The 14,475-nt window shown below is 49.7% G+C and carries 9 protein-coding genes; 1 reads left to right on the top strand and 8 read right to left on the bottom strand.

The window, feature by feature from the left end:
- Window positions 1–110 precede the first annotated feature (110 nt).
- The 6 genes from atoB to atoS all read right to left on the bottom strand — a co-directional run bounded on the left by atoB (window position 111) and on the right by atoS (window position 7,361).
- Window positions 111–1,295: an acetyl-CoA acetyltransferase gene (atoB, locus tag ACJHXB_RS11155; RefSeq protein WP_000786525.1), complete on the bottom strand. Its 1,185-nt coding sequence runs from the start codon at window positions 1,293–1,295 to the stop codon at window positions 111–113.
- A gap of 30 nt (window positions 1,296–1,325) precedes the next feature.
- A complete protein-coding gene (locus ACJHXB_RS11150; protein ID WP_000580275.1) occupies window positions 1,326–2,648 on the bottom strand; it encodes a TIGR00366 family protein in 1,323 nt (440 codons plus the stop codon).
- Window positions 2,645–3,295: an acetate CoA-transferase subunit beta gene (gene atoA, locus ACJHXB_RS11145; RefSeq protein ID WP_000339065.1), complete on the bottom strand. Its 651-nt coding sequence runs from the start codon at window positions 3,293–3,295 to the stop codon at window positions 2,645–2,647. The genes ACJHXB_RS11150 and atoA overlap by 4 nt, the downstream gene beginning before the upstream one ends.
- Entirely contained in the window at window positions 3,295–3,957 is a 663-nt protein-coding gene (gene atoD, locus ACJHXB_RS11140) for an acetate CoA-transferase subunit alpha (protein ID WP_000850538.1), read from the bottom strand. Before atoD ends, atoA begins: the two co-directional genes overlap by 1 nt.
- Window positions 3,958–4,152: 195 nt before the next feature.
- Complete coding sequence (gene atoC, locus ACJHXB_RS11135) at window positions 4,153–5,538, bottom strand: acetoacetate metabolism transcriptional regulator AtoC (RefSeq protein WP_000125300.1); 1,386 nt, start codon at window positions 5,536–5,538, stop codon at window positions 4,153–4,155.
- The gene (gene atoS, locus ACJHXB_RS11130) at window positions 5,535–7,361 is read right to left on the bottom strand and encodes a two-component system sensor histidine kinase AtoS (protein ID WP_001468979.1); all 1,827 of its coding nucleotides are present in this window, start codon (window positions 7,359–7,361) and stop codon (window positions 5,535–5,537) included. Before atoS ends, atoC begins: the two co-directional genes overlap by 4 nt.
- Before the next feature lie 166 nt (window positions 7,362–7,527).
- Between atoS and rcsC the strand changes: the two genes are divergently transcribed.
- On the top strand, window positions 7,528–10,377 hold the full coding sequence (gene rcsC, locus ACJHXB_RS11125) for a two-component system sensor histidine kinase RcsC (RefSeq protein WP_000876041.1): 2,850 nt from the start codon (window positions 7,528–7,530) through the stop codon (window positions 10,375–10,377).
- 85 nt (window positions 10,378–10,462) lie between these two features.
- On the opposite strand, the gene rcsB is transcribed toward rcsC, so the two are convergent.
- Entirely contained in the window at window positions 10,463–11,113 is a 651-nt protein-coding gene (rcsB, locus tag ACJHXB_RS11120) for a response regulator transcription factor RcsB (RefSeq protein ID WP_001061917.1), read from the bottom strand.
- A 16-nt stretch (window positions 11,114–11,129) separates the two neighbouring features.
- Window positions 11,130–13,802: a phosphotransferase RcsD gene (rcsD, locus tag ACJHXB_RS11115; protein WP_001249118.1), complete on the bottom strand. Its 2,673-nt coding sequence runs from the start codon at window positions 13,800–13,802 to the stop codon at window positions 11,130–11,132.
- Between the last annotated feature and the right edge of the window lie 673 nt (window positions 13,803–14,475).

Raw genomic sequence — 14,475 nt, 5'->3', positions numbered from 1 at the left:
CAAGTTAAAAGGGCCGAAAATTCGGCCCTTTACTTTTCTGACTTTAGTCTGTTTCTGGCGCATCGTGGCTGAAACAGATAACCACCCGCCATGCGAGTGGTTCTGATTTGTTAATTCAACCGTTCAATCACCATCGCAATTCCCTGGCCGCCACCAATGCACAGTGTTGCCAGCCCCAGCGTTTTATCGCGTGCCTGCATGGCATGTAATAGTGTGACCAGAATACGAGCACCACTGGCACCGATAGGATGCCCGAGCGCGATGGCCCCGCCGTTGACATTCACTTTCTCAGAATCAAAGCCCAGGGTTTTCCCAACGGCAAGGAACTGTGCAGCAAATGCTTCATTAGCCTCAATGAGATCAATATCCGCCAGTTGCAGCCCCGCCAGTTGTAACGCTTTTTGCGTGGCAGGTACTGGCCCCATACCCATCAATGCGGGGGGCACGCCACCGCTGGCATAACTTTTAATGCGAGCCAGGGGGGTAAGGCCTGCTGCCAGCGCCGCAGATTCTTCCATAATCACCAGAGCGGCAGCACCGTCGTTAATACCAGACGCGTTCCCGGCGGTGACTGTTCCTGCTTTATCGAAGGCCGGGCGCAATGCGCCTAACGCTTCAGTCGTAGAATCCGCTTTCGGGAATTCGTCTTGACTGAAGACGAAGGTTTTCTTCCGAGTGACAACATTTACCGGGACGATTTCGGCTGTAAAAGCACCGGACTCAATTGCGGCTGCCGCTTTACGCTGTGAATGTAGCGCCAGTTCATCCTGCATTTCTCGGGTAATTCCGTACTCTTTGGCCACGTTCTCGGCGGTAATCCCCATATGATAACCATGGGTGGCGCACATCAGACCATCGCGCAGGATTACGTCATAAACCTGTCCGTCTCCAAGACGATAACCAGAGCGTGCTTTTGCATCGAGTAAGTAGGGCGCTAAACTCATATTTTCCATACCCCCCGCCACAATGCTTTGCGCCTGACCTGCCTGAATTGCCTGGGCGGCAAGCGCCACACTTTTAAGACCCGAACCACACACTTTATTGACCGTGAATCCGCACACCGTTTCTGCCAGCCCGCTTTTTAACAGTGCCTGACGTGCCGGATTTTGCCCCAACCCGGCTTGCAACACGTTACCCATAATCACTTCATCAATGTGTAGTGAATCGATTTTTGCACGTTCAATGGCGGCTTTAATTACTGTCGCCCCCAGGTCGATGGCGCTGGTGGAAGCGAGTGAACCGTTAAAACTACCGATAGCAGTACGTACCGCACTGACGATGACACAATTTTTCATTTTTTATTCCTTCTGTCTGTAGGGTTGCCGTCAGAACAGCGTTAAACCAATGACGAAAATGACGCCGGAGAAGAGCAGGGCAGTGATGCAATAGCCCATGATGTCGCGGACACCGAGTCCGGCGATTGCCAGTGCTGGCAGCGCCCAGAATGGTTGTGCCATGTTCATCCATTGCTCGCCGTAGGCGATCGCCATTACCGATTTACCAAGATCAGCGCCCAGCGCCTGGGCTGCGGGTATCACGAAAGGTCCCTGAATAACCCAGTGACCGCCGCCAGACGGAACGGCGAAGTTAATCAGTGCAGAACTAAAAAAGGTCATTACCGGGAAGGTGTCTTTGTTCGCAACATTGATGAAGAATTCGGTAATGAGTCCGCCCAGACCGGAATGCTCCATCATCAGTTGGATCCCAGCGTAGAAGGGGAATTGCACTAGAATACCGGCAGTACTGCGTGCTGCCGCGCTGATAGCACGCATATAAGCCATTGGCGTTTTATGTAGCAGCAGACCCGCAATCATAAACATCAGGTTGACGGTATTGATGGTGATGTTGAAGCCATGTTCGCTGAAGTACATCGCAAGGTAAGCGATACCGAGTGCGCCGATGATCAACGTCAGAATGCGGCTTTCTTCCAGTCGCTCGGATGGTGGGGCATCTTTCGGTAGCTGCTTTTGGAAATCAGCCTCTTCCATGAGTAGTTTCGGATCGATACTCACCACGTCAGACGGTTTTGGCATCATCATGCGGGTGATAAATGGCATCACCACAATCAACGCCACAGTGATGAAAATGTTAAAACCACTGAACAGAGTATCGCCCACCGGGATCAGCCCGGCGATATGCTCAACCGGGTTGCCCGGTGTTGCAGCCAACAGAGGCATTGAGCCAGAGAAACCGCCACCCCAGGTGAGAAAACCAATGTAGGCGCAGGCAATGAGCAACGGATAATCAGAACCGGGTACTCGGCGGGCGACTTCACGGGCAAACATTGCGCCGACAACCAAACCAAATCCCCAGTTGATGACACAAGCGACTGAACCGAAGAAAGTAACCAGCATGACGCCCTGTACGGGCGTCTTTGCGGCGGAGGCGGCAGTACGCAGCAAACTTTTTACCGGAGCAGAGCTGGCAAGGGCATGACCGGTAACGATGATAAGCGCCATCTGCATACCAAACGCCAGCAAGTTCCAGAAACCGTCACCCCACATTTTCACCATGCTGATCGGCGTTTGTGGTGTTAACCAAAGCGCGATCACGAAAGTTAGCAATGTCAGCAACATGGCAAAGATCAGTGGATCGGGAAGCCACCGGCTGACAAAACGCGTCATAAAACGCGATATGCGACCAATCATAAATCACCCCGTTGCGTATTCAGATCGGCGGCGACTTCAAACCGAGCTTCGGTTTTGGCACGCACGGTGGCTAAATCACACCCGTCGGCAATTTCGGTGAGCCACATTTTGCCGTCAATAAAACGAAAGACAGCCAGTTCAGTAACCAGCATATGCACCGCATGTTGCGCAGTGAGTGGCATGGTGCAGCGGCGCAAAATTTTTGCTGAACCATCTTTGGCACAATGTTCCATGGCGATGATCACTTTGCGCGACCCGGTCACCAGATCCATCGCGCCACCCATACCGGGCACCATTTTCCCAGGCACTACCCAGTTCGCGAGGTTTGCTTCTTCGTCTACTTGCAAACCGCCGAGCACGCAGGCATCAATATGACCGCCGCGGATTAGCGCAAATGACATGGCGCTATCAAACATGGCTGCACCGGGTAAAACACCGCACGGTTGCCCGCCAGCGTTCACCAGATCTGGATGCGCTGTCGTGACCGGGCCTAAACCGAGGAAGCCGTTTTCCGATTGCAGAGTGATATGAATACCCTCCGGTAAATAATTGGCGACCATTGTGGGTAAACCGATCCCTAAGTTAACGATGTCACCATCACGAAGCTCTTGCGCCACACGGCGCGCAATACGTTGTTTCGCATCCATTATTTGCTCTCCTGTGAAACGATGATGTGGTCGATAACGGCACCAGGGGTGACAATATGGTCAGGTTGCAGCTCGCCGGTTTCGACCAGTTCATCTGGCTCTACCAGCGTGATATCAGCCGCAAGGGCTATCAGGGGGTTAAAGTTGCGGGCGCTAAGGTGATAGGTCAGGTTGCCAAGTGTGTCGCAACGATGAGCGCGAATTAGCGCCAGGTCGGCGCGCAGTGGGCGTTCGAGCAGCCAGGTTTTACCGTCGAGTGTCAGTGTCTGTTTGCCTTCCTCTACGACGGTGCCGACACCCGTTGGGGTGAGAAAACCACCAAGTCCAGCTCCACCACAGCGAATTTGCTCGATTAGCGTACCTTGCGGCACCAGAACGACGTCCATCTCACCAGATATCATGCGCCGACCTGTTTCCGGGTTGGTGCCGATATGTGAAGCAATCACTTTGCGGACTCGACCATTGACGATGAGCGGACCGATGCCAGTATCAACAAACGCGGTATCATTGGCTATCAATGTCAGGTCGCGAACACCAGATTCCAGTAATGCTTCAACCAGGCGGGATGGAGTGCCAATCCCCATAAATCCGCCCACCATGATGGTCATGCCGTCACGAAAGAAGCCGGTGGCGTCTTGTAATGTCATCAATTTTGTTTTCATTTTTTATCCCTCTTGCATACACCGTTGTGGGTACAGTCAGGGAATAGCAAGGGGAGTGCCAGAATGAGATTATTGAATGTTGTTATTTAACTAATTGAATATGAAGGGATAAATTGGATGGGGATTTATAAGGAGAATGAGCGGCTATGCAGAAAATTGCGCACTGTGCAAATTTCTGCATAGCAAGTTTTGGCGTTATACATCCGCCGGATCGATACCGTATTCCTGGAGTTTATACATCAATGCACGGCGACTGATGCCCAGCATTAAAGCAGTGCGGGTTCGGTTTCCTTCTTGTTGTTCCAGCACTTCCATAATGATGCGTTTTTCGACGCGTTTAATTTCCTCTTTTAAATTACGCTCTCCGACAGGGGATGTTTTTACCTCGCCAGCATTACAGACTGGCTGACGAATCTGCGGCGGAAGATCCTCAGAAAAAATGATCGGGCCTGAATTCATCACGACGGCGCGTTCAATAACGTTGGAAAGCTCTCGAATATTTCCCGGCCATGACCAGGCGGTAAGCAGTGACATTGCCATCGGATCGATGTCGATAATATCGCGCTGATTCTCACTACTGAATTTTTGCAAAAAGTGATTAGCTAACAGGGAAATATCTTCCCGGCGATCGCGCAGAGGCGGCAGTATTAAATGAATAACGTTAAGGCGATAAAAGAGATCTTCACGGAAGGTGCCTTCTTTCACCATTGCCTGCAAGTCGCGGTTGGTGGCAGCAATGATGCGGATATCAACTTTTATGGTCTGATGGCCGCCAATCCGTTCAAATTCCCGTTCCTGCAGAATGCGTAGTAATTTGGCTTGCAGTACCAGCGGCATTTCGCCAATTTCGTCGAGGAGCAGAGTACCTTCGTTGGCACGTTCAAATAATCCCTGACGCAAGGTTTGTGCACCAGTAAATGCCCCTTTTTCATGACCAAACAGTTCACTTTCGAGCAACGATTCCGGCAGCGCCGCGCAGTTGACTTTAATGAACGGCCCCTTTGCCCGCCGCGAATTGTAGTGAATCGCTCTGGCAATCAACTCTTTCCCGGTGCCGCTTTCACCGCTAATCAAGACGCTGGCCTGAGAAAGGGCAATTTTGGCGGTGTCTTTGCAGATGTCCATCATCGCCGGGCTGTTGGTGAGAATGTGCCCCCATTGCCAGCTGGTGCTCAGTGCCTGGTGCAGATGACGGATCTCTTTTTTCATTGACTGGAGTTGTAAAGCGCGCTGAACGATTAAATTCAACTCATCGAGATCAAACGGTTTGATAACATAGTCGAAGGCTCCGCAGCGTAGTGCTTCGACGGCGGTTTCCACTTCAGCATAGGCCGTCATCAGAATAACGGGTGTCCGTGTCTCATGGCTGCGCATCTCCTTTAGTGTCTTGATGCCGTCCATCTCTGGCATGCGGATATCCATCAACACCACGTCAGGGTGAATATCGGCAAACAGGTGTAATGCTGTGCGCCCGTTGTTCGCACAATGTGTTTCGAATCCTTGTAGTGCAAAAGCGGTGCTCAGCATACGGCGAACATTATCTTCATCATCCACAATAAGGATGCGATTAATAGCAGTCATACAGTCTGATTTCCCTGCGGGTTGATCGGTAAAATAAGCGTGAAGGTTGCGCCGTAGCCCGGCAAACTGGCGACGCGAATATCACCCTGATGGGCATTAATGATGCGTTGACTTAACGCCAGACCAAGCCCGGTTCCTGAGGCTTTGGTAGTGAAAAAGGGATCGAAGATCTTTTTTTGCAGCGAGAGATCAATGCCACAGCCGTTGTCCTCTATCGAAATGGCCTGTTGTGAGTCGCTGTACTGCCAGGTTCGAATGCGAATTTTCCCTCGTGCACTGATAGCCTGGACGGCATTGATCAGGATATTCAGTAGTACCTGTTTGAGCAGTTCACGATCGGCGTTAATCGGGCTTAATTCATTATCCAGTTCGCTTATGAAGTCGATCCGCGCTTGTACGCCAGCGGTTTGTACCAGTACCAGAGTTTCTTCAACCAATGCATTGAGGCTGACTTGTTGCCATTGACTGTGGCGTGGACGTGAAAATTCGAGCAATTGCTGAATAACTTTGTTAATTGAATCGATTTCTTTGAGTACTACGGACAGATATTCCTGATGTATTGGGTCACCGGTTTGTTGGCGCAAGATCTGTACATAACCACGAATAGCCGTTAGCGGATTACGTACTTCATGCGCGACGCCAGCCATCAGCTCACCCAGTGTGGCGAGGCGTTCTGCTTGCGCCATGCGGCGCTGGGTTTCTTTGCGGGCAGTTAAATCAGAGAAAATCACCAAAGCACCTATCATTTCACCATGCGTGTTATGAATACGACTGGTAGTGACACTGAGTTCAATGGTGCGGTCACGGCCTGGAAAACTGATCTCCAGCGCTACATGTTCGGTGCCATGTTCCAGCGTATCCAGTACTGGACTGTAGAACTGAGTATTGTCGAACAACATGGAGTAAGGCTGCCCTACCAGTTCATGACGTTGATAGCCAGTGATGACTTCTGCTGCCGGGTTCATGGTGGTTACATCACCCTGGCGGTCAATGGCAATGACGCCATCGGCAGCGTTTTCAATAATCAGATCGTTAAGTGTCCGCGTTTCACGCAGTGCCTGGGCGAGGTTGTTAACACTCTGACTGATTTGCCCCATTTCACCGGGCAATTGTGGTAATCGAGTGGGAATATTTTGCGCCAGAGTCGAGAGGCCATCGGTGATGATATCAATATTGGCGCTCAGGCGACGGGAGAAAAGGACAATCAACAGCAGGCTTATCAGCAAACCGGCGGTGAGCACAATGATAATCCTCACATCCATTTTCCAGGCCTGGCGGCGAATATCTTCGGTTAATTCATTGGCCCAGATATAGCCGAGGATTTCACCATTACGCTCAATGGGGATCATTGAATTCAAAATATCGCCGCGCACCTGCCTGCCTGAATAAACCAAAGGGGTATTTGTACGCATGACTTCGCGACCAGGGTGATCTGCGGCAATGGTAACGCCGACATTATTCTGATATAGCGCTGAAGGCGCGTAGGTGATTATCGCATCCAGCGTTTTGTTGTAATAACCAGCGCCGATGCCAGGGAAGGCGTGAGTGATATTTTCGGTAATGGGGGCAAGTTCTGCATTTAATGCGCGGATACGCTCCTCACGTGGTAAGTCGATGTAGAGATCATAGCGATCGCCTAGTGCCTGATTAAGCAGGTTGACCACGGCAGAAAGTTTTTTCTCTTTTTCAGATAAGACTGCTGAACGTCCTTCCGTTTCTACGATATAACCAATAGTAAGCGTTGGGACAATGACCATCAGGATTGCCATCAGGATCATTTGATTGCGTAAGCGGCGTGGATAAATCCACTTCATATAATGCATGCTGAAATCCACTAGTCTTGTCCGGTATATGACGATTATCAGAGGTTAAGGTGATGATTTCTCGGCGGTGTATCATATTCCAGAGAAGAGAGAACATTGCGGTAACACGCTTTTACCGCTACCTTAACCACACTCCATCGGTCACCTGAGGCGGAGCTTCGCCCCTTTGAAATACCTTGCTTCTTTTCGTACAACCCTGAAAGCCTCGCGCTACATGTTCCGAGCATTGGCGTTAGTGCTCTGGCTGTTGATTGCTTTTTCATCCGTTTTTTACATCGTGAATGCGTTACATCAGCGAGAATCGGAAATTCGTCAGGAATTTAATCTGAGTTCCGATCAGGCTCAGCGCTTTATTCAACGTACCTCTGATGTGATGAAAGAGCTGAAGTACATAGCTGAAAATCGCTTATCGGCAGAAAACGGTGTGCTTTCCCCGCGTGGACGAGAAACGCAGGCGGATGTGCCTGCGTTTGAACCGCTGTTTGCCGACTCCGATTGTTCCGCAATGAGTAACACCTGGCGAGGCTCTCTGGAGTCATTGGTGTGGTTTATGCGCTACTGGCGCGATAATTTCTCTGCGGCTTACGATCTCAACCGGGTATTTTTAATCGGCAGCGATAACCTTTGCATGGCCAATTTCGGTCTGCGTGATATGCCAGTGGAACGCGATACCGCGTTGAAAGCTTTGCATGAACGCATCAATAAATATCGAAATGCACCACAAGACGATAGCGGCAGTAACCTCTACTGGATCAGCGAAGGTCCGCGCCCTGGCGTCGGGTATTTTTACGCGTTGACGCCAGTTTATCTGGCGAACCGGTTGCAGGCGCTTTTGGGTGTCGAGCAGACCATCCGGATGGAGAACTTTTTCTTACCTGGTACGTTGCCGATGGGGGTTACCATTCTTGATGAAAATGGTCATACCCTGATTTCGCTTACCGGACCAGAAAGCAAAATTAAGGGCGATCCTCGCTGGATGCAGGAACGCTCCTGGTTTGGCTATACGGAAGGGTTCCGGGAGCTGGTGCTGAAGAAAAATCTGCCACCCTCATCGCTAAGCATCGTGTATTCGGTGCCGGTTGATAAGGTGCTGGAACGCATTCGCATGTTGATCCTTAACGCAATTTTGCTGAATGTGCTTGCCGGAGCTGCATTGTTTACTCTCGCGCGGATGTACGAGCGACGTATTTTCATTCCGGCGGAAAGCGACGCCCTGCGACTGGAAGAACATGAGCAGTTTAATCGCAAGATTGTCGCCTCCGCGCCAGTGGGTATCTGCATTTTGCGTACCGCTGATGGCGTCAATATTTTAAGTAACGAACTGGCGCATACCTATCTCAATATGCTTACGCATGAGGATCGCCAACGGCTGACACAAATTATCTGTGGGCAGCAGGTCAATTTTGTTGATGTCCTGACCAGCAACAATACCAATCTGCAAATCAGCTTCGTCCATTCGCGCTATCGTAATGAAAACGTGGCCATTTGTGTGCTGGTGGATGTTTCTTCGCGCGTGAAGATGGAAGAGTCGTTGCAGGAGATGGCACAAGCAGCGGAACAGGCGAGCCAGTCAAAATCGATGTTCCTTGCCACCGTCAGTCATGAGCTGCGAACGCCGCTGTATGGCATTATCGGTAACCTGGATCTGTTGCAAACCAAAGAGTTACCGAAAGGCGTCGATCGGCTGGTGACGGCAATGAATAACTCTTCCAGCCTGTTGTTGAAAATTATCAGCGATATTCTCGATTTCTCGAAAATTGAATCAGAACAGTTGAAGATCGAACCGCGTGAGTTTTCACCGCGTGAAGTGATGAACCACATCACCGCCAACTATTTACCGCTGGTGGTACGCAAGCAGCTAGGCTTGTACTGCTTTATTGAACCGGATGTGCCAGTGGCCTTAAATGGCGACCCGATGCGTTTACAGCAGGTCATCTCCAACCTGTTGAGTAACGCCATAAAATTCACCGATACCGGCTGTATAGTTTTGCATGTTCGCGCTGATGGCGATTATCTCTCTATCCGCGTTCGCGATACCGGAGTGGGGATTCCGGCGAAAGAAGTGGTGCGCTTGTTTGATCCCTTCTTCCAGGTCGGAACGGGCGTACAGCGTAACTTCCAGGGGACCGGTCTGGGGCTGGCGATTTGTGAAAAACTGATCAGCATGATGGACGGCGACATCTCGGTAGATTCAGAACCGGGAATGGGCAGCCAGTTTACCGTGCGTATTCCGTTGTACGGCGCTCAGTACCCGCAGAAAAAAGGCGTGGAAGGGTTGAGTGGTAAACGCTGCTGGCTGGCGGTCCGCAATGCGTCGCTCTGTCAGTTCCTGGAAACCAGTTTGCAGCGCAGCGGCATCGTCGTTACAACATACGAAGGGCAGGAACCGACTCCCGAAGATGTGTTAATCACTGACGAGGTAGTGAGCAAAAAATGGCAGGGTAGAGCGGTAGTGACCTTCTGTCGTCGCCATATTGGTATTCCGCTGGAGAAAGCGCCAGGGGAGTGGGTACACAGTGTGGCTGCCCCGCATGAGCTACCGGCATTGTTGGCGCGTATTTATTTGATCGAGATGGAGAGCGATGATCCTGCTAACGCTCTGCCGTCGACGGACAAAGCGGTCAGCGATAACGACGATATGATGATTCTGGTTGTGGATGATCATCCGATTAACCGGCGTCTTCTGGCAGATCAGTTGGGATCGTTGGGCTATCAATGTAAAACCGCGAATGATGGCGTCGATGCGCTTAATGTACTTAGCAAGAATCATATTGATATCGTGCTTAGCGACGTCAACATGCCAAATATGGATGGTTACCGCTTGACGCAACGCATTCGTCAGTTGGGACTGACGTTGCCGGTAATCGGAGTAACTGCTAATGCGTTGGCTGAAGAGAAGCAGCGGTGTCTGGAGTCTGGTATGGACAGCTGCCTGTCGAAGCCGGTAACGCTGGATGTGATAAAACAGACGCTAACGGTATATGCCGAGAGGGTCAGGAAATCGCGGGATTCGTAGGACGGATAAGGCGTTTACGCCGCATCTGGCATTCAGTGCAAATGCCAGATGCGACGCTGACGCGTCTTATCTGGCCTACAGATGATTAGTCTTTATCTGCCGGACTTAAGGTCACAGAAGAGAGATAATTCAGCAGAGCAATATCGTTCTCGACACCCAGCTTCATCATCGCAGATTTCTTCTGGCTACTGATGGTTTTGATACTGCGGTTCAGCTTTTTAGCGATCTCGGTCACCAGGAAGCCTTCAGCAAACAGGCGCAGAACTTCACTCTCTTTTGGCGAGAGACGCTTGTCACCGTAACCACCAGCACTGATTTTTTCCAACAGGCGAGAAACGCTTTCCGGGGTAAATTTCTTCCCTTTCTGCAGCGCGGCGAGAGCTTTCGGCAGATCGGTCGGTGCACCTTGTTTCAGCACGATCCCTTCGATATCCAGATCCAATACCGCACTAAGAATCGCCGGGTTGTTGTTCATAGTCAGAACAATGATCGACAGGCTTGGGAAATGGCGCTTGATGTACTTGATTAAGGTAATGCCATCGCCGTACTTATCGCCAGGCATGGAGAGATCGGTAATCAACACATGCGCATCCAGTTTCGGCAGGTTGTTGATCAGTGCTGTAGAGTCTTCAAATTCGCCGACAACATTCACCCACTCAATTTGCTCAAGTGATTTGCGAATACCGAACAAGACTATCGGATGGTCATCGGCAATAATTACGTTCATATTGTTCATGTAATAGGCTACCTTGCTACAGCAAGCTCTTGACATAACTGTCAATGTCGCTGATGTATTTTTCTATTCCTGGAACATCCTTCTCACGAATCAGATGTTCCAGCGTTTCACATAACTGCTTGCCGGGTACCAGATTTAGCATGGCAAATACGCCTTTAAGACGATGAGCCGTTTGGGCTAACGCAGCAAAGTCACTGGTTGCTGCTTCAGTATACAGCCTCTTAACATCATCCGGTACTGTGTCTACAAAGAGCGCATAATAGCCGCTGGCATGGAGTTGCGCATTTTCATCTCCGCCCAGAGGCGATTCTGTCACCTCTTCCTGCGCCAGTTGCACTTCAATTAATTGTAAGACCGCTTCCTGCATAGCGTTGCTCATATTGAAGTTGACGCACAATTGACCAGGCCCAATTTCCCGTACGCCAGACTCATCATCGCTTAAAAGCAAGCCAGAGGCAGTAAGATTAGACGGATTATCCGTTAAAAAGATATCATAATCTTGACTAATTAATCTTTCATCGGGTGTGATACAGGTTGCACCCCAATTTTCTAACTGGCGAGTGACAATATTCCGAATTTCTGCCGAAGTAACATCCACCATTACGCAGACATCATCCAGTAATCGCTCTTCTTCCTCTTCAACTTCCGGGTCAGCTGCGAGCATTTTGATATGCACAGAGTAGCGTGTACCAAGCCCATCCCGCGTTTTGATGTTTAAATGACCGCCCAGTTTACGCGCCAGTTGATCGCTCAGCCAGAATGCCAGCGGGTCCGCCTTGCCATAGCGATCGTTTTGGGTCTGGTTGATAAACGGGAAGTGCAAATTATCCATTTCATGAATGCTTACGCCTTCTCCAGTGTCCAGAATGCGGAACGTCAGGCGGTCTTCGGAGGACTCATCCTGATCAACCTCAAGGGTGATTTTTCCCAATTGCGTTGAGGTCACGGCATATTGTATCAGTAACAGCAAAATACGTCGTAAGGCATCGCGATCGCCGCGGCGCATATCGTGTGCTTTCAGATGATTGTTAATCAGCAGTTGCAGACCTTTACGCTTGATGGCAGGCAACACTGAAGGCACAACTTCATCAATCAAATCCTGCACGTAGAACAGCACCGTCTCACTTTTCCAGCTATCGTCCGCAAGCATGTTCGCTAACTGTATTTCATCGACCAGCCGCACCAGCACATCAGCCTGATTCGCCAGTTGTTTGCTTTCCGGGGCGTTGAGTTTAGCCGCGCTCTCCGCCAGGGACTGTGCGGGTTCTTTCAGCGCATCGCCAATGTTTTTCATAAAGGTCATCCGCCCCTGCTGGTTTTTCTCATACAGACGCTGCGCCTGCTTGAGTTTCTTGTTTACCAGCACTTCGCGATCCTGATCGCGAATAATGAAAATTTGTGTGCGCGGCGCGACCTGGCTGCGGAACATGCGGATCTCATACAGCTCGTTATTAATCGTCGCCTGAATAATCCCCTGATGCTGTTCCGCCATGGTGGTGATGTTTTGCAGATTCAAATGCGGCAGCAAATGATCGGCAATTTTGTTACTTATGACAGTGCGGTTCGATTCCTGATCGTGAACCAGCAGGCCGAGCGGCAGCAGTGAGACTATCTCTTCATTGATTGCCCGTAAAATGCGCAATTCGTTATTGACCGCCGTGTTGGGTAGACTTTCTGTACTGCGACTGGAGAAATGGCGGAATGTGGTATAGCCAAATAACGCCAGCGCCAGCAAACCGATGTTCAGCAGCAGTGGCAGCAGAATGTTTTGCAACGTATCCAGCAATAAGGTGGCATAAGGAACCTGCCAGACCAGGCGCATATCGGTAGAGTTGAGTGCCGAGGAGATTTCAATCTTCGTACTGTTAAAGTGGATACTGACGCTATCCGTCCCTTCTTTCTCATTATCATTGTTTCCCGTTGCCGTCGCGTCTGGCTCAAGGCGGAAACTGTCCAGCGGCATACCCGGTGGGATCAAATCATTAATCGGCAGATCAAAAGCCACAACCGTTGCCAGATGTCCCGGCTGGTTAAAGGTGGTACGCAAGGTAAAGTAATGACCGTTCTGCCAGGCCAGGCGGCGCATGTTAGAAAAGCTTTCGCGTTCATCGAGGGCGTTGGCCTGTTGCAACATCTCTGCACGACGTGAATCAACAATGTCGCTGACGGTCGATTCTTTAAATCCGGAGGTGAGATCTTTGAGGGGCAGGGTTGAGATCAGCACCAGACTGTTATCCTGACCATTCAGGTAATACATCGACCACGGTACATTTTCTGCGCCCCACAATGTATCCAGATAAGTGGACATCCGCTGAGTCATCTCAAGCGTTGAGTTGTCGTGAGAGCCAAAGATTAACGCTTCCGTTTTGCGGCGCGGTTTTTCCAGATAGTAGACATCCTGTTTCAGGCGCGTCTCTTGTAAACCTTCGCCGGAGGAGGGGGAGGTCGTCGCGGCAATGTTGTCGTAGATCTGCCAGGTCACGTAACGCCAGGTATCGACGCGCTTTTGGATTGCGTGGGTAATGTCGACAATCTGGTAACTTTTATCTTTCAGCCAGGCGTTAACGGCGCTTTGTACCATTACCCCCATCGTCACCAGTAACACAATGATCAACAGTAAAAAGAAGCGGGTAATGCTCCCCGGTAGGAGTGAAAAGCGGGTCGTGGCCGTTGTCTCTTTCTGACGCATTCGTGTTTATGACCTGTTAAAACTTCGCGAAGTGATAGGGCAGTATAAAGGGTACAGTGTGAAATTCCAGACTCTTACCTGATTGATGATTCTCTATTCTCCCGTGATATTTATCATCCTGCATTGGGTGAAATAGATGTACAAGCGCCATTTTGCTGTACAAATAACCTACAAAAAGCCCAACGAAATTAATTGCAAATAAACGAAGATTGCTGGAAATTATGCCGATGTTAATTATTTGTGAAATAGTTAACAAGCGTTATAGTTTTTCTGTGGTAGCACAGAATAATGAAAAGTGTGTAAAGAAGGGTAAAAAAAACCGGATGCGAGGCATCCGGTTGAAATAGGGGTAAACAGACATTCAGAAATGAATGACGGTAATAAATAAAGTTAATGATGATAGCGGGAGTTATTCTAGTTGCGAGTGAAGGTTTTGTTTTGACATTCAGTGCTGTCAAATACTTAAGAATAAGTTATTGATTTTAACCTTGAATTATTATTGCTTGATGTTAGGTGCTTATTTCGCCATTCCGCAATAATCTTAAAAAGTTCCCTTCTATTTACATTTTGAAACATCTATAGCGATAAATGAAACATCTTAAAAGTTTTAGTATCATATTCGTGTTGGATTATTCTGCATTTTTGGGGAGAATGGACTTGCCGACTGATTAAT

This window comes from Escherichia sp. WS3227_2 (assembly GCF_046486495.1).
Taxonomy (GTDB): Bacteria; Pseudomonadota; Gammaproteobacteria; order Enterobacterales; family Enterobacteriaceae; genus Escherichia; species Escherichia coli.
The sequence above is the reverse complement of the archived record's forward strand: the minus strand, read 5'-3'. Positions and strand labels throughout refer to the sequence as shown.